Annotated in this window: 15 protein-coding genes and 1 riboswitch; of the genes, 8 read left to right on the forward strand and 7 right to left on the reverse strand. The window is 59.7% G+C overall.

What is annotated here, in order from left to right; genetic code table 11:
- The first annotated feature begins 171 nt into the window (after positions 1–171).
- The 3 genes from JJE47_10775 to JJE47_10785 are packed head-to-tail and all read left to right on the forward strand — an operon-like array spanning position 172 to position 2,430.
- Positions 172–936 carry an SURF1 family protein gene (locus JJE47_10775; protein MBK5267904.1) on the forward strand — a complete coding sequence of 255 codons (765 nt, stop codon included), beginning with the start codon at positions 172–174 and terminating at the stop codon, positions 934–936.
- Positions 933–1,220, forward strand: a complete 288-nt coding sequence (locus tag JJE47_10780; protein MBK5267905.1) for a hypothetical protein — start codon at positions 933–935, stop codon at positions 1,218–1,220. Before JJE47_10775 ends, JJE47_10780 begins: the two co-directional genes overlap by 4 nt.
- Before the next feature lie 52 nt (positions 1,221–1,272).
- On the forward strand, positions 1,273–2,430 hold the full coding sequence (locus tag JJE47_10785) for an acyl-CoA dehydrogenase family protein (GenBank protein ID MBK5267906.1): 1,158 nt from the start codon (positions 1,273–1,275) through the stop codon (positions 2,428–2,430).
- Between the two features lie 27 nt (positions 2,431–2,457).
- On the opposite strand, the gene trxA is transcribed toward JJE47_10785, so the two are convergent.
- The 5 genes from trxA to JJE47_10810 all read right to left on the reverse strand — a co-directional run bounded on the left by trxA (position 2,458) and on the right by JJE47_10810 (position 7,975).
- Positions 2,458–2,871, reverse strand: coding sequence for a thioredoxin (gene trxA, locus JJE47_10790; GenBank protein MBK5267907.1), 414 nt, complete (start codon positions 2,869–2,871; stop codon positions 2,458–2,460).
- Positions 2,872–2,963: 92 nt separating this feature from the next.
- Positions 2,964–4,268 (reverse strand): N-succinylarginine dihydrolase, encoded by a 1,305-nt coding sequence (astB, locus tag JJE47_10795; protein ID MBK5267908.1) that lies wholly within the window; start codon positions 4,266–4,268, stop codon positions 2,964–2,966.
- On the reverse strand, positions 4,265–5,725 hold the full coding sequence (gene astD / locus JJE47_10800) for a succinylglutamate-semialdehyde dehydrogenase (GenBank protein MBK5267909.1): 1,461 nt from the start codon (positions 5,723–5,725) through the stop codon (positions 4,265–4,267). The genes astB and astD overlap by 4 nt, the downstream gene beginning before the upstream one ends.
- On the reverse strand, positions 5,712–6,770 hold the full coding sequence (locus JJE47_10805) for an arginine N-succinyltransferase (GenBank protein MBK5267910.1): 1,059 nt from the start codon (positions 6,768–6,770) through the stop codon (positions 5,712–5,714). Before JJE47_10805 ends, astD begins: the two co-directional genes overlap by 14 nt.
- Positions 6,767–7,975, reverse strand: coding sequence for a hydrolase (locus tag JJE47_10810; protein MBK5267911.1), 1,209 nt, complete (start codon positions 7,973–7,975; stop codon positions 6,767–6,769). The genes JJE47_10805 and JJE47_10810 overlap by 4 nt, the downstream gene beginning before the upstream one ends.
- Positions 7,976–8,055: 80 nt before the next feature.
- On the opposite strand from JJE47_10810, the gene JJE47_10815 reads away from it, so the two are divergent.
- The 3 genes from JJE47_10815 (at position 8,056) to JJE47_10825 (ending at position 10,985) form a co-directional block, all read left to right on the forward strand.
- Positions 8,056–9,267, forward strand: coding sequence for an acetylornithine/succinyldiaminopimelate transaminase (locus tag JJE47_10815; protein MBK5267912.1), 1,212 nt, complete (start codon positions 8,056–8,058; stop codon positions 9,265–9,267).
- A 63-nt stretch (positions 9,268–9,330) separates the two neighbouring features.
- On the forward strand, positions 9,331–10,737 hold the full coding sequence (locus tag JJE47_10820) for a hypothetical protein (GenBank protein ID MBK5267913.1): 1,407 nt from the start codon (positions 9,331–9,333) through the stop codon (positions 10,735–10,737).
- A gap of 2 nt (positions 10,738–10,739) precedes the next feature.
- Positions 10,740–10,985, forward strand: coding sequence for a hypothetical protein (locus JJE47_10825; protein MBK5267914.1), 246 nt, complete (start codon positions 10,740–10,742; stop codon positions 10,983–10,985).
- A 17-nt stretch (positions 10,986–11,002) separates the two neighbouring features.
- On the opposite strand, the gene JJE47_10830 is transcribed toward JJE47_10825, so the two are convergent.
- Positions 11,003–12,739 carry an NAD(P)-binding domain-containing protein gene (locus JJE47_10830; protein MBK5267915.1) on the reverse strand — a complete coding sequence of 579 codons (1,737 nt, stop codon included), beginning with the start codon at positions 12,737–12,739 and terminating at the stop codon, positions 11,003–11,005.
- Positions 12,740–12,852: 113 nt separating this feature from the next.
- On the opposite strand from JJE47_10830, the gene JJE47_10835 reads away from it, so the two are divergent.
- Positions 12,853–14,487 (forward strand): acyl-CoA dehydrogenase family protein, encoded by a 1,635-nt coding sequence (locus JJE47_10835; GenBank protein ID MBK5267916.1) that lies wholly within the window; start codon positions 12,853–12,855, stop codon positions 14,485–14,487.
- Between the two features lie 8 nt (positions 14,488–14,495).
- Here the strand turns inward: JJE47_10835 and JJE47_10840 are convergent, their stop codons facing one another.
- Entirely contained in the window at positions 14,496–15,119 is a 624-nt protein-coding gene (locus JJE47_10840; protein MBK5267917.1) for a class I SAM-dependent methyltransferase, read from the reverse strand.
- Between the two features lie 193 nt (positions 15,120–15,312).
- A riboswitch (cobalamin riboswitch) is annotated at positions 15,313–15,435 on the forward strand.
- A gap of 59 nt (positions 15,436–15,494) precedes the next feature.
- On the opposite strand from JJE47_10840, the gene JJE47_10845 reads away from it, so the two are divergent.
- The coding region (locus JJE47_10845) for an ABC transporter substrate-binding protein (protein MBK5267918.1) at positions 15,495–15,804 on the forward strand (310 nt) is incomplete at its 3' end.

Raw genomic sequence — 15,804 nt, forward strand, 5'->3', positions numbered from 1 at the left:
ACGCAGCGCCCGGTAGCCGTTTGGAATCCCGACATTGAGGACCTCGACGATGTGGCGGCAGCTCTCGCTGCTGAGGATGAAGAGCCTCCATCTCAATCGGGCCTCTACGCGACGAAACTGGCTGCGTAGAAGCCCTGATCCGAGGCCCGGGTTTCGTCGTAGCATAGGTTCGTGTACCGCTTCCTAGCCCGCCCGATATGGTTGCTGTTCGCAGTCATCATGGCCATCGCAACCTACACGTTCGTGTCGCTGGGATTTTGGCAACTAAATCGTCTCGAAGAGCGGCGGCTTGACAACCTTATCGCCCAGCAACGAGCCGCCCAGGACCCCCTCGCGATAACCTCAGTTCTTTCCGTCGATGATCCGATCGGGGTTGCCGGGGAAGACCATGCGTTCCGGACGGTCACGATTACCGGCCACTTTGATCCTACGTATGAGGTTCTCGCCCGGTCACAAACCTATGATGGAACTGCCGGTTTCCACGTCATCACCCCGTTCGTGGATGACGACGGTAACGCTCTACTCGTAAACCAGGGGTGGATTCCTTTGGAGGATGACACCCCTCCTTTCACGCAGTCGGACGGGGAAACCGAAACAATCACCGTAACCCTGCAGCCATCCCAACCACGGCGTGGATACGGCCCTATCGAACCCGATGGTGTTCTGAAACGAATCGCCCGGATAGACATTGCCCGTCTGCAGGAACAGATTCCGTATGCGCTCTATCCGGTCTATGGGATCGCCTATGCCGATCCAGATCCGTCCCATCTGCCGATTTCGGTCCCTTTCCCGACCTTCGACGAAGGCCCCCACCAAAGCTATGCGATCCAGTGGTTCACGTTCGCCGCGATATCCGTAGGAGGATTCTGGGCGCTGGCCAGGACCACCGCTCGCAAGCGTCGCTCCGCGTCGATGCCGAGTAGTGTCGGGGCATGAAACGTTTCACTCCTGGTTTGCTTGGGTTGGCTTTGTTCGCCTCGGCCTGTTTCCCCGGCGGAGCCTCTACTCCAGATCCCGCGGGGTTTTTCACCGGCATCTGGCACGGATGGCTCGCGCCCATTTCGTTGATCGCTTCGTTCTTCAACCCGGACATTGGCCTGTACGCCGTATCGAACACGGGCTGGCCATACGACCTGGGGTTCTACATGGCCGTCATCAGCGGGTTCGGGGGACTATCGCTTTTCCGCAAGAGGGCCTCGAAGGGCTCCCACCGCAATTGAACCGTCTCGACGCGGATCTGCAACCGGTTCGAGGAGGTCGTAACCTGTGGGTATGACCACGAACTCCATTTTTCTCAGTGAGGATCACCTCGCGGTCCGTGAACAAACCCTCCGATTCATCGATGACTTTGTTCGACCCGACGGTGCCCAATGGGAGGAAGCCGGCATGGTTCCCCGCGAGGTTCTTCAGAAGATGGGAGCCATCGGCTTTTTCGGTTTGCGGGTGCCCGAACGGCTTGGCGGAGTGGGCTATGGCCCACTTACCTCAGCCATATTCGCCGAGGCTTTGGGGTCTTCGACGTTCTCGGGGTTCGCGGCGACGGTTTTGGTTCACACGGACATGGCGTCGCCGCATCTACTCCATGCGGGTACCGAAGAGCAGATCGCCCGCTACTTGCCGCGGATTCTCACGGGAGAGATCATCACCGCAATCGCGGTGACCGAGGCCGATGCCGGGTCAGATGTGGCTGGCATGCGCAGTTCGGCGAAACGTGACGGCGACGGATGGCGGCTGAACGGGTCAAAAATGTTCATAACGAACGGGGTGTACGGCAACCTGATCTTCGTTGCCGCCCGTACCAACCCGCAGGCCTCAGGCCATCAGGGGATCACCATGTTCATCCTGGAACCGGGGATGGATGGTTTCTCGGTGGGTCGGAAGTTGGATAAGCACGGTTGGCGCTCATCGGACACGGCCGAACTCATTTTTGACGATGTTTGGGTTCCGGCCGAAAACATACTTGGTGAGGTCGACAAAGGCTTCTACGCCATCATGGAGAACTTCCAGAACGAGCGCCTCGTTCTAGCCGCTCTGGCCGTCGGAGAGGCCCAGGAAGCCCTTGATTTGACCTACGACCACACCCAGAATCGAAAGGCATTCGGATCGACCCTATTCGACAAGCAAACGATCCGTCACCGTTTGGCGATGCTCCAGGGACGGGTCGATGCGCTTCGCACCTTTGCCTACGACACGGCCTGGCGGTTCGAACAGGGCCAGGAAGTCGTAAAGCCCGTGTCGGAGCTGAAAGCCCTGGCCGGGGAACTGGTCAATGACGTCATGTATACGTGCCAGCAGTTCCATGGCGGGATGGGTTATATGACAGAGTCCCCGATCGAACGTATGTATCGCGACGCTCGAATCGGGGCGATCGGTGGCGGAGCTACCGAGATCATGCTCGAAGAGGTCGCTAAGCGTTCCTATCGGCAGTAGATCGCGGAAGCTCCGCCTGGCGACGACTCAGTGGTTGTGGCCGGCGTGATCGTGCTCGTCTTCGTGGCTATGTCCCTCGGCGCCGGTCTGCTCGGCGATCTCCTTGTGGATCGCCTCCATGTCGAGGTCTTTGACCTGGGAGATGATGTCCGACAACGCAGCCGGCGGTAAGGCTCCGGCCTGGTTGAACAAAACGACATTCTCACGGAAGATCATGAGGGTGGGAATCGACCGGATACCAAACGACCCAGCCAGTTCCTGCTCGGCCTCGGTGTCGACCTTAGCGAACACGATATCAGGATGGTCGTTGGAGGCCTTTTCGAAGGTCGGTGCGAACGACTTACATGGACCACACCATTCGGCCCAGAAGTCAACGATGACAATGTCGTTTTCGTCGATGGTCGATTCCATGGTGTCTTTGGTTACGTTGACGGTGGCCACGTTGGGCGCTCCTTGTTTGGTTGCTTCTCAATGCACGATCAATTCATGAAATGCATGTTGGTACTGAATTGGCAACGGATCGAAGCGGTTGGTTATTCCGTTTTCTGAAAGTCGTAAATCTCACCGAGATGAAGAATTCCGGTGAGTTCGTCGAGCGCCGCTCTTGATTCGGCAAGTAGCTGATAATCCCCGAGGTCGTCGGGCGTCAACCGGTCGCGGTAGTACCGATGCACCCAGTCGGTCAAGTCACTGAACAGATCGGGCGTAAGTAGGCAAGCCTGGTTGGTGTTGGCCAGCTCGTCATCGGTGAGGACCACTCGCAACCTGAGACAGGCCGGCCCACCACCATTACGCATGGATTGGCGGAGGTCGAACGTTACGATTTCGTCAATTTCGTCGATAGCCTCGATAGTGGCGCGAACGTTCGGATAGTTGTCGACGTCGTCCGGGGCGACGAGCACCCGTCGGCCTTCGATGGTGACGAGCTGACTGTTGAAGACATAGGAGCCGATTGCATCCGCCAGTGGGACCTGCTCGTCGCTGATCGTATGCACGATCAGCCCGTCCCCAAAAGAGCCTCTGAGACGTTCAATGAGGTCGGGATCGGCGAAGGCCAGCTCGTGGTGAAGGAAAAGATCACGATCCCCAACCGCGATGACGTCGTTGTGGAAGACTCCGGCTGCAATGGCGGCGGGATGCTGCTTGGCGAAGACCGGCCGGAGTACTCCATGAAGGCGAGCCACTTCCGCGGATGCTTCGTAGCTCTGTCTTGGGAGGTAGGGATCGGCCGTGAAATCGTTGGCTTTACGTCCCCAGACGAACAATTCAACGCCGGGCTCGCCGTACGAGCGAGCCAGACGGGTGTGATTGGCGGCGCCTTCGTCAGTGAAATTCATGCCTACCGGAAGCGGGGGATGGTGTTGAAAATAGGTGCGGTTCGGAAAAACGGCTCTGAGTATCCGGGCGGTCACCGGTCCTTCGATTGAACGGTGCGGTTGGGCAACCAGGTTGGCCGGAGTGAAATGAACGCGACCGTCGGTGGTATCGGCAGACGGCGAGACGGTGGCTGCATTGGCGGTCCACATGGCGGCCGCCGACGAGTAGGTCTGGAGAAGGTGAGGGGTCCGGTTGGCCGCATGGAACAGCACTTGGTCGTCGTTGCCGGTTAGCCCGTCCTGTCGCAGCCTCGGCAGATAGGGCCTCTCGTGGGGCGGCAGGATTCCCTGGGTGAGTCCGAGGTCCGCCAGGGCCATGGCTTTGGCCAAGCCCTGGAGAGCGGCTTGTCGGGGGTTACTGACCGATTGGGCGTTCGATACCGAGGCCAGGTTCCCTGATCCGAGGCCGCCGTAGTTGTGGGTTGGGCCGACCAGCCCGTCAAAGTTCGCTTCGACCGTCAACGTAGGCCCGGCAGGTCAAGGCGCTCCAGTTCTGGCGATTCCAGGGAGGCAACCGGGTAGGCCACGTAGTCGGCGGCGTAATACGCCGAGGGTCGATGGTTGCCGCTGCTGCCCGTTCCGCCGAACGGTGCTGCGCTTGATGCACCGGTGAGTGGTCTGTTCCAATTGACGATTCCGGCGGTCGAAGCTTCCCAAAACTGCTCGTAGAGTGCCGGATCTTCGGTGAAGAGACCGGCGGCCAAACCAAACCGGGTGTGGTTGGCGAGTTCGATCGCCTCTTCAAAATCGCGATACCGATAGACCGTGAGGAGCGGACCGAAGTGTTCTTCGTCGGGTAGTGCCAGACCGGTCGCATCGACAATGCCAGGCGAGAGGTAGCTATTACCAAGAGGCAAGCTGGTCATCGGCAACAGAATCTCTGCGCCTGCCCCGGCGAGGGACCCGTATCCGTCCAGGAGTCGTTGCGCGGCGAGATCCGATATCACCGGCCCCATGAAGACGTCACCCGTTGGTTCGCCGACGACGATCCGCGACGTGGCGTCGATGAGCTGATCGAGAAACCGATCGCCCGTCTCGGTGAGCGGGACCATCAGCCGACGGGCGCAGGTACAACGCTGGCCCGAGCTTACAAACGCAGACTGAATCGTGTTTCGTACGGCCGCGTCGAGGTCCGAAGCGTCCGCGAAGATCAGCGGGTTGTTGCCACCCATTTCGAGTGCGAGAACTTTGCCGGGATTTCCTGCGAATTGTTGATGTAGGTAAGCGCCGGTCGTGGCGCTACCCGTGAACAAGAGCCCGTCGACATCACCGTGAGCGGACAATGACTGGCCGGTGGTAAGAGCCCCTTGGATCAGATTCAGCACGCCAGGGGGGAGGCCGACCGATTCCCAGATTCGGGCAGTCAACTCTCCAACTGCCGGAGTTAGCTCGCTTGGTTTGAAGACGACGGTGTTTCCGGCGATCAAAGCTGGAACGATATGACCATTCGGCAAGTGACCGGGGAAGTTGTACGGACCGAAGACGGCGAGGACCCCGTGGGGTTTGTGCCTGGTGGTAGAGGTCGCCGAACCCGCCGTTCGTGTCGTGATCCCGGTTCGCTCGTGATAGGCGGCCAGGCTGATGTCGACCTTGGCGGCCATCGCGGCGACCTCGCCGGTCGTTTCCCAGCGAGCCTTTCCGGTCTCGGCAGTGATCAAGTTGGCGAGCGCATCGGCATGCTCTTTGATGGCTTCCCTGAACCTCGTGACGATGGCGATGCGCTCATCAATGGCGTGAGCTGTCGACCAGGTTGGTGCGGCACCTCTCGCGGCCTTCACCGCCAGGGCGACATCCCGACCCGATGCCGCGCTCCCTTCCCATAACTCCTCACCGGAGGCAGGATTCGTGGAACGAAAAACATCGCTGGTTCCCCTGGTCCAGAGGCCATTGATGTACAGCGAGCCGTCAATGTCCATGATCGGGAGCTTCAGCAGTGCGTGGGACGTCGAGGGTCATCATTCTGACTGTGTCTCCTTCGGAAAGGGCCAAACCGTCGATTACCGCAGAACTGAGAGTCAATGTGTCCCCGTCGACCGAACCTACCGCCAGCGTTGCCCGATAGTTTTCGATTTCCTGGTTGATGATCAACAGATCAGGGCCAGGAGGTGGATCACCGGCGATGACCTTGTATCGGGCCGAGGCGGTTGCCGAGCGCATGTCGGCTACCTTGACCTCGATCGTCGGTCCACCGTCGAAGATGTCAACGTATCCGTGGAACCGGAATCCTTCCTTCTCCAACATTCGTCTGGCCGGCACGGTGTTTTCGTGTACCTGGCCGATGGCATCTTGGGCTTCCTGCTTGAGCAGGGGAATGTAGATGGGATGCGACGGCATGAGTTCGGCGATGAACGTCTTGTTGCCAGTAGCGGTGAGATCGTCGGCCTTTTCGAACGGTAGGGAGAAGAAGTGCTGTCCGAGGCCCTCCCACACCGGAACCCGACCGTCGGGAGTGTGGTATCCCCGCATTTCTGCGAAGACGGTTTCGGTGAATCGGTCGGCGTGTTCGGTGATAAAGAGAAGTCGGGAGAGAGCCATCAGCTTGCCTGCTCTCGTGCTGCGGTATTGCGCATCAACGAACAGGCTTGCCACCTCGGTCAATCCGGTGTAGTCGTTGCACAACACGAGAGTCGGAATCTTGTTGTAGACGCCGAGTTCTCTTGACGAATACACCCTGGTTACGATTTTGTACGAGTAGAAAGCAGAGGTGAGGCCCACCCGGGCTATGACTGCTCCGGTGCCGATGATCTTGTCTGCGGTGGTGTCAACAAGTACGAACAAGTAGTCGGCGCCAGGATCATCTTCGTTGGGGTGGGCAAAAGTTCTCTCGGACGCCGACACCCGGGCGGTCATTGTTTCGCGGTCAGGCCGGAGCGATGACATCCCGTGTAGGGCTGATCCGGCCCGGGTAAACAGGTCAAGGATGCCGTCTACATCAGTCAGTGTGACCGGTCGGACGATGATCATTGAGGCACCGTCAGTTCTCCTGAGGCAAGTTTCAGCAGGATCATACCGGCCAGGGCTGAGCGGCTCTCCAGGGATCGTGGATACATGAACTCCGAGTCAGAGTGAATGTTCCCCCCATGCACGCCAAGATTATCCAGGTTGGGCAGACCGGCCGCCGCCAGGTTATTGCCATCCGATACGCCACCGGTTGACCGCCAACCCAGTTCGAATCCGAGAGCGTTGGCCGATGACTTGGCGGCCTCAAGGAGGGCGCTGATGCCGGCATTCATTTCCTTGGGGCGCCGGGTGAAGGTGCCATGGGTCGTGACCCGGATGCCGTCCAACCCGGCCGCTTCGGCAGCGAGGGCCTCAATGGTTTTCTGGAATTCGTCTGCGAGGTCTCCGGAAGGGACCCGGACATTGAGACGGATGACGGCATGGTCCGGGACGATATTGGTGGGACCGCCCCCGGAAATTGCCCCGACGTTGATGGTCACACCGTCCCAGGTTCCATTCAGGTCATCGATCGCCGCGGCCAGACGAGCAGCCGCCATCACGGCGTTACGCCCCAGATGGTGATCGCGGCCGGCATGGGCAGCTATCCCGCTCACGTGCAAGTCGAAAGTCCCGCTGCCTTTGCGTTCTCCGGCCAGATGTCCATCCGGAAACGAGGGTTCGAAAATGAAACCAGCGGTCTTTCCAGCCGCAGACTTCTCCAGGAACGGCGCTGAGCCCGGAGATCCGATCTCTTCGTCGGGTGTAAGCAACAACTCCCATCCGACGTTTTCGGCCCATGGGGATTGCTCAAGGGTGGTCAAGGCCGCATGCAGTACGAGCAAGCCGCCTTTCATGTCGGCTGTGCCTGGACCGACAAGGCGATCCTCCTCGAAACGAGTGTGTTGGAAGGAGTGGTCAACACCAAAAACAGTGTCGTAGTGGCCAACAAGTAGGAGTTGAATCGGAGCTCCTGGCCTTTTGGTGACCGCGCCCATCTCACCGAGTGGCTGGGGCTGCATGACGCCGCGGTCGTCCATGCGTTGGTGGTCGGCCAAGGCGATCCGAGCCGATTCCGCCTCGAGGCTGCTGAACAGTTCGAGCAGCATCCCGAGAGTTTGGTCAAGGCCCGGTCGGTGGTATGTCGAGGAGTTCACCTCGGCGAGATCCACGAGCCGGTCGACCGATTGAACCAGGTCGATGGGTACGAGATGCTCTTGGAGGGCTTTCACTCTTCCACGGTAACTGGAATTCGGGACGGCCGCCAAGGGCAGTGACAGATGTACACTTCGTCGACCCGACCGGAGAATGAATGAGCGACGTAACGAGAGCTGATTTCGATGTTCTAATGACTCCGAACTATGCACCTGCGCCGATGGTTCTCGTGCGGGGAGCCGGCTCGCGAGTCTGGGATCAGGACGGTACGGAATACCTCGACTTTGCCGGAGGCATAGCCGTGAATGCGCTCGGTCATGCAGCACCCGAGCTGGTTGAAGTTCTCATTGATCAGGCGAAACGGCTGTGGCATGTGTCGAATGCCTTTGCGACCGAGCCGTCCATTCGGTTGGCCAAACAGCTCGTAGCCGCCACCTTCGCCGAACAGGTCTTTTTCGCCAATTCTGGTGGCGAAGCGAACGAAGCCGCTCTCAAGCTTGCTCGCCGATATGCGTTTGATCGCCATGGTGCGGAGAAAGTCGAGATCATCGCATTCAACCAGGGGTTTCACGGTCGGACGTTCTTTACGGTATCGGTCGGCGGCCAGCCGAAATATTCGGATGGGTTTGGACCCAAACCTGGCATGATCACCCATCTTCCATTCAACGATTTGGACGCCCTCGGTGACGCCTTTTCCGATTCGGTCTGCGCAGTGATGGTCGAGCCGATCCAGGGGGAGGGAGGGCTGGTTGCCGCCGACCCGGTCTTTTTACGCCGGCTCAGGGACTTGTGCGACAAGCATAATGCCCTCCTGATCTTCGATGAGATTCAGTCAGGAATGGGACGAACGGGCGACCTCTTCGCCTACATGGGATATGGCGTTACCCCGGACATCTTAACGACGGCCAAAGCACTCGGCGGCGGCATTCCGGTGGCCGCCATGCTGACGACGGCGGAGATTGGCTCAAGTTTCGTGGTGGGAACGCACGGTTCTACGTTTGGCGGTAATCCGCTGGCGACGGCCGTGGCAGCCAAGTCTCTTGAGATCATCAACCAACCTTCCTTTCTTGCTGAGGTAACGCGGAAAGCCGGCCGGCTCTTTGAGGGGCTGAAAGCCATCAACGAGTCCCGTCGATTGTTCAGCGAGTTTCGAGGCAAGGGCTTGTGGGCAGGGTGTGTTTTGTCGCATGAATATGCCGGTCAATCGAAAACGGTGGCTGACGCTGCGATGGACCAAGGTCTTCTTGGACTCAGAGCAGGACCGGATATCGTCCGATTCGCTCCGGCTCTCAACATCCCTGATGAAGACCTCGACGAGGGTTTGGCACGGTTCGAACGGGCGGTAAACGCAGTCAGATTTGATGGTTAGCGCTCCGGCGGAATTGGCCGCCGGCGGCTACTCTCGATGAGCGCTCGGTAATCGAAAGGCGACATGATGATCGAATGGTTCTGGGTCCTGGCGATCGGGTTGGCAGCCCTGCTGGTGGGATATCTGTTAGGTGGATGGTGGCTTCGCCGATCGATGGAGGAAGAGCTTGACCAAGGACGTAGCGAGCTAGCGGCCGCTCGCGACAAGTCAGCCGTGTTAGGTGACCGGGTGAAAGGGCTGGAGACTGACCTGGCAGCTGCTTTGGCCCGAGGTGACCAGGCAGAGAAAACCCTCTTGGGTCTCACCCCCCAGGTTGATGTCCTGAACAGCACAGTAGGTGATCTGAAGCAACAGGCCGCGGATGCAGCGACTGCCCGACGCGCCGCAGAGGCGGCGTTGGCGGCTCACGAAGTGGAGCGTCAGAAAGCGGTTGACCAGGCCGCTTCCGCTCGGGCCGCGGCCTCCGAGGCCTCCGACAAGTACGACGCCATAACCGCTGAATTTGTCTCGTTGAAGCGGTCACTGCGTGAGGCTCTGGATGCCCTGTCCAGAGCCGAGGGAGAGCGTGACACACGCGCCGCAGAGGCGCTAGAGGCGTCCAATCGTGCGCAAATGGACGTCGCCGAGGCCGAGCGCGCCAGGGACGAGGCTGTCGAAGACGCAATTCGAGAACGGGACCTGGCCCTGGCAGCGGCGGAGGCGGCCAGCCAACGCCGGGCCGATGCGGGGACGTTACGCAAAGAGATCATGGCCGCCCAGCGCGAGCTAGCCGACCTTCGCGACGAACTCGCCGGAAGGGACCGTCAGATTCGTGATCTAGAAGCCCATGCACACCCAACGAAGCATGAACCAGACCCGGCGGCGAAAGCCTTCGCAGGCTTTGATCCCGAAGTCGGTTCGGCACTGTCAGACGAGGATATGGCCGCTGCCGTCTCGGCGATCGGGCTTCCGGCCGATTCGGACGACGAGATGGGCGACGATGACGACGCTGATCAGCCTGCAGATGATGATGATGATGATGATGATGATGATGACATCTTTACCGTGGACGATCTCCCTGGCGGAGACTGGGAACCCGACCAGCCAGTTGATCCGGTCGCCACCCCTCCGTCTCCGATCGAAAAAGTCGACGATCCGAAGTCCACCGACGAGGCTGCGGCGCTGACCACCGGCCACGAGGATACCGGGACCGCCACTGCCTCGGCTGATATACCGGAGGCAGACGAGATCAATGAGATCGATGACCCCATCTCGGATGGCACCCGGCAAGACGACTTGCGATTGGTCAAAGGGATCGGTCCGAAGTTCGAGCGTTTGTTACACGCCAGAAATATCACTTCGTTTGCTCAGATCGCCGAGTTGACAGACGACGCCGAATGGGAAACTTACCTCGATACCTTTGCAGGACGAATCGAACGTGAGCAGTGGCGAGAGCAGGCCACCGAGCTGCGCAAGGAGCAAGACGAGTAGATGTGCGCTATGTCCCAGTGCTTCTCGGGGTGGTTGTTGGTCTCTATCTGCTCCACCGACTGGCAACCTACGCGGAACAGCGGGGGTGGGTCTATTACCGATCCAAGCCTCCCCACGGGGCCGGCTCGATCGGAGTCATGCGGGTAATGAGCCTCTTCGATCCGACCATCGAACACGTCATCGAAGAAGTGGTCTCAGATCGGATGGTGATTGATGAAACCGGTGAACCACCGGGTGAGGAAGAGTAGGCGGTCGAGCCAGACGTCTACCAATACTCCTCGAAATGGACGTTTCCGGGGTTGCCACGTTGATCCGGCACGAATCCGAGTTCGTATAGCGCCTCCACTGCCCCCCTCGGGTGCGGGAAGATCGGATTGGAGCCATCCCACTCAGGCGGACCGATCATCGCCGGGTTTCCGCACAAGAAGACGTGGGTCCGTGACGGATCCAGGGTTGTGTTGGCCACGGTGGCGAGCTCTCCTGAATCAATGAGTTCCTGAATGTATCGCTTCGGTACTTCTGGCTCCCGGGTCGGGAGGGCCAGGTAGTAGTAGTTCTCGAAACGATGCTCAAGCGAACGGTGGGTCGCCTCGTATGCCAGGTCCGTGAGCCGACGGACCGTGACGGCCGAGATGATCGGGCCATAGTGGCCCTTCCGGAGCAGTTCGGTGATCATGGCGTTGTGGGGAGCCTCGCCGGTCCCGGTTGCCAGGAACACGACAGTCGAACCCGGGTCCGTTACGGGTGTCAATGTGTACCGTCCGGTGATGCGGGGTCCAAGGTAGATCCGGTCGCCGACGTTCTTCCGCGCTAGCCGGGGGGTAAAGGCGGGTATACGATCGTCCGAGGGTGGGACCAGGACGATGTAGAACTCCAGTTCTTCGGATTCGTGGGGATCGACCAGGTATCCACGGGAATCCAGGATCGGACTGCTGATCGAGTACGAGCGGCGAACGAGCTTCTCCAACTGGCTTACGTCGATTGGATCGGCAGCCGCATCGATTCGTTGTTCCCAGTAGCCAAGTCCGAGGGTGGCGTATTGGCCGGCCCGATGAGCGGCATCACCAACATCGGGCCTCACCCGAATCAGCCAGAGATCTGAGTGTGCCTTCTCAAAGTGGGTGATGGTGGCGTTGTAATGTCGATCACGAAACTCATCCACCTTGGCGGTCGGGGGTGGGGGAATCGGAACGGCAACGCCCGGGAAAAGGCGGTCGCGAATAGCCGGCCACGCCGTTCCCGCCGGGACGAGCAAGCCCGCGGGATGATGGATGTGTTCGTCGGTATCCTGGAGGATGAAGAGTCGATTGTTGGAAACATCGACGGACATGCCGAGCTGTTCGAAGGCGTCATCGGCAACTTCGTAGCCGAGGGCATATACAACCTGGTCGAACTGCAGGTCGGGGGTTCGACGGTCCCGAAAGATTGCCATGGGGTACCCGCCGACATCGTCGATGCCGTCCGGCTGGGTGTGCCAGAAGATCGTCGCGTGGCGTCCCGCTTCCAGGAAAGTCATGGTTTCTTGCGCCAGGCGTGACAGCCGGGACGCCGGCCCGGTCATCGAGAGCACCACCTGATCGCCTCGTTCAACGGCAAGTTCAGCGATCTCAATTGCTTGTTCACCACCACCAACAACGAGAACGTCGAGGGGTCCGGCCGGCAGGGTAGGGGAGCCGACATGGACGCGGTCAGTGATTGGCCCGGGTATGTCATAGTCGGGGGTGACGGGCTCGCCGGGTGGTACCTCCGAGTACGCCACGGCATGGGTGGTCAGTGGGCCGTCGGTGGTATCGACGCGGACCGTATCTCCCTCCGACGTAACCGCGGTGATCTCGACCAGATAGCGCACCGCAAGACGGTACCGACCGACCGCTTCGGTCGGCGTCACGGAGTCACCCCGTTCCAGGACGAGAACTCTTGCGAGTCCTGCTTCCTGGGCCTCGGCAGCCAGGCTAAGTCCGGCTGGATTTCCCCCTATCACAATCAGATCAAAGTCGACCATCGGGCGAGCCTAGTGCGTGCGGGCGAGTCGGTAGCCGTGCAGCCAGACCACTCGCCCCGAAACGGCTCTTTGTGAATAGGACCGAAGTAGCCTGGCGATGTGAGTAATACGCCATGACTGACGGGGTCCTCAACCAGCCACCCGAACTTGGAGAGGTCAACCTGTGGTTGGCCGATCCGGTGGCGGCGAGCACCGGCGTCGCTGGGTCAACCGAGCTTCTGAAGATTGGCGCCATAGCCGGCTCCCACGATTTTTGGGAGTGGGGCTTCCAGGCCAATCGAAATGAACCTGTCCTGCACTCCTTCGATCGGGCAGGGCACCGGGCTGATCTTGTGGAGTTTCATCCGGCCTGGCATCAGCTGCTGTCGACGACGGTTGGTCTGGGGATCACCTCGATCCCGTATCAGGTGGGTGCATCACCCGGTGCTCATCTCGATCGGGCTTTGCGAGCCTATCTGGTAGGCCAGGTCGAACAGGGCCACATGTGTCCGGTGTCCATGACCTACGCGGTGGTACCTACCTTGCGCAAACAACCTGAGGTTGCCTCTGAGTGGGAATCCTTGTTGTCGAGTCGAACGTATGACCAGACGTTTGGGCCGCCATCGGCCAAACGAGGGGTGCTCATGGGCATGGGAATGACGGAGAGACAGGGTGGGTCCGATGTGCGGGCGAACACCACCATCGCGGCTGCGATAGGCAGCGGCGGTCCTGGAGGAGAATATCGACTTACCGGTCACAAATGGTTCTGCTCGGCACCGATGAACGACGCGTTTCTCGTGTTGGCTCAGGCCACCGGCGGGCTCTCGTGTTTCTTCCTCCCGCGTTGGACACCAGACGAAGCGCAGAATCCTTTCCACATTCATCGTCTGAAGGACAAACTGGGAAACCGTTCGAATGCGTCGGGCGAAGTCGAATTCGAAGACACGTGGGCGAGGATGATCGGAGATGAAGGGCGAGGTGTCGCAACGATCATTGAGATGGTCAACGCCACCCGCCTCGATTGTGTCATCGGGTCCGCCGCCACGATGCGCCAGGCCGTAACCCAGGCGGTCTGGCATGTCGGTCATCGTAAGGCGTTCGGACGCAATCTCGTTGATCAACCGTTGATGCAGAACGTGATCGCGGATCTGGATCTCGAGGCGCAAGCAGCGACGGCCTTGATGATGCGCCTCGCCACCGCTTTTGATCGCGCCGCTTTTGACGACCACGAAGCTCGCATCAAGCGGATTCTCATCCCGGTTGCCAAATACTGGGTGACCAAGCGGTGCAGTGAGGTGGTACGGGAGGCAATGGAGTGTTTGGGAGGCGGTGGGTACGTCGAAGATTCGATTCTGCCTCGGCTGTACCGCGAGTCGCCGGTAAATGCGATCTGGGAGGGGTCCGGCAATGTGATCGCCCTCGATGTGATGCGCGTTATCGCCAAGGAACCGCAAGCGCTTGAGGCACTACTGACAGAAATTGAGACCACGGGATCTTCCAGACTGAAAGGTCCCGTAGACGCCTTGCGTCGAACCGTGGCGGACACTCTTGAACCCGAGTCGGTGGGGCGCCGGATCGTTGAGCGGCTTGGCATTTTGGCGGCAGCTTCGGCTCTCGGCCAGTTTGGTTCCGACGAGGTCATCGACGCCTACCTGACATCGCGGGTCAACGGTGATCATGGCGCCATGTACGGAACGCTTCCCGGTTCGATTGCCGTCGGAGCCATGACCGCGAGAGCTTTCCGCTTGATTGAAGCTGCCACGGCCTAGTTGGCGGTTCACATGGTCTTGGTCATTACCGCAACTCGATAGCTGATCACAGTCGGAACGCCACTCAGGGCTTTCCCGGCATAGAACGACATCAGCTGTTTAGCATCCGCAGGAGACGAGAATTCGAAGACGGTTTCGATCTGTTCGACCTCGAAACCCTGGCCCTCCCAGTAGCCCCTGTCGACGACGCCCGTTTGGCTGAGCAAGCCCGAGAACTCGTCGCCCCCGTAGTTATCGACGACAACGAGAGGACCGCCGGGTCGGACAACCCTTTGCGCCTCAGCCAGGCCAGGACTGATATCGAGATGACCCGGAAAGAAGTAGGCCCAGCTGGCGTAAGCTCCGTTGAACGCCTCATCACGAAACGGGAGCGCTTCGGCACTGCCACGAACATACATCAGGGACCGGGTTTGATCGAACATGCCGACCGCTGGTTCAATTCCGACCATCGTGCGACCGGGTCGGTTGAGGGCATCGGCGGTGAATCCGTCGCCAGCTCCGATGTCGAGGAGTGGTCCGTTTGGAAGGGCGGCGTTGAGGTGGTCGATGACCAGTCCTGGTCGATCCATCGCCATTCGCTCGATAGCGAACATCTCCCGGTTTTCAGCGCCATAGAAGGGAATAATCGACATCGGTCAGACCATAGTGATCCATCAGCATGCGACGACGACCGAGTTGAGTCTCAGGTAACTCTGGTTCGCTTCCCACGAGTTCGTGGTCGGTCGTCCGCATCAATGAATTCCTTTGGGCGGACGCAGTCCAGCCACGGTATCTGATAACGAAGACGGCGCTGCTGACCGATTGACGCGCTATCGTGAAACTGCGCGCTCCCGTTCTTGAACAGGAGCGACCGTTGAGTAGCGAAGTCCGGTTTGAATCCGGCGCTGTCCCGCAACTGTGAAACCGCAAGGTTGAGCCAGGTCGCCTTCTCAATGGTCGGATGGTCGTACCTCCGGAGGAGGGGTCGCCAGTCACGTTTCCGGTCTCCTCCCACAAGGAGGTACGCCATGAAACGGGTCATCATCGTAAGTCTCGTCTTTGCCATACTCGCAACCGCCTGCGGGGTCTCCACCGAGACAACTCCTGTCTCGGCCGATGCCGTCGGAAACTCCGATCCGACCGTTAACCCCTTGCTTGAGTCCCCAACGACCACGACGATCGTGGCAACCACCCCGTCCGAAGATTCCGATTTTCCGGTCAGTTTCATTGACAGCCTGGGAGAGGTCACGATCGGAACCAAACCCATGGCCATAGTGTCGTTGTCACCGGCGTCGACTGAGATCCTCTTCGCGGTCGGGGCAGGGGACCAGGTTCTGG

The sequence above is a fragment of the Acidimicrobiia bacterium genome (assembly GCA_016650365.1).
In the GTDB taxonomy this organism is placed as follows: domain Bacteria; phylum Actinomycetota; class Acidimicrobiia; order Spongiisociales; family JAENVV01; genus JAENVV01.

Coding starts and splice junctions, on each gene's coding strand:
- JJE47_10835 (MBK5267916.1), top strand. CDS start 12,853: ATGACTGACGGGGTCCTCAACCAGCCACCCGAACTTGGAGAGGTCAAC.
- JJE47_10830 (MBK5267915.1), bottom strand. CDS start 12,739: ATGGTCGACTTTGATCTGATTGTGATAGGGGGAAATCCAGCCGGACTT.
- JJE47_10780 (MBK5267905.1), top strand. CDS start 933: ATGAAACGTTTCACTCCTGGTTTGCTTGGGTTGGCTTTGTTCGCCTCG.
- JJE47_10805 (MBK5267910.1), bottom strand. CDS start 6,770: ATGATCATCGTCCGACCGGTCACACTGACTGATGTAGACGGCATCCTT.
- JJE47_10840 (MBK5267917.1), bottom strand. CDS start 15,119: ATGTCGATTATTCCCTTCTATGGCGCTGAAAACCGGGAGATGTTCGCT.
- JJE47_10820 (MBK5267913.1), top strand. CDS start 9,331: ATGATGATCGAATGGTTCTGGGTCCTGGCGATCGGGTTGGCAGCCCTG.
- JJE47_10815 (MBK5267912.1), top strand. CDS start 8,056: ATGAGCGACGTAACGAGAGCTGATTTCGATGTTCTAATGACTCCGAAC.
- JJE47_10785 (MBK5267906.1), top strand. CDS start 1,273: ATGACCACGAACTCCATTTTTCTCAGTGAGGATCACCTCGCGGTCCGT.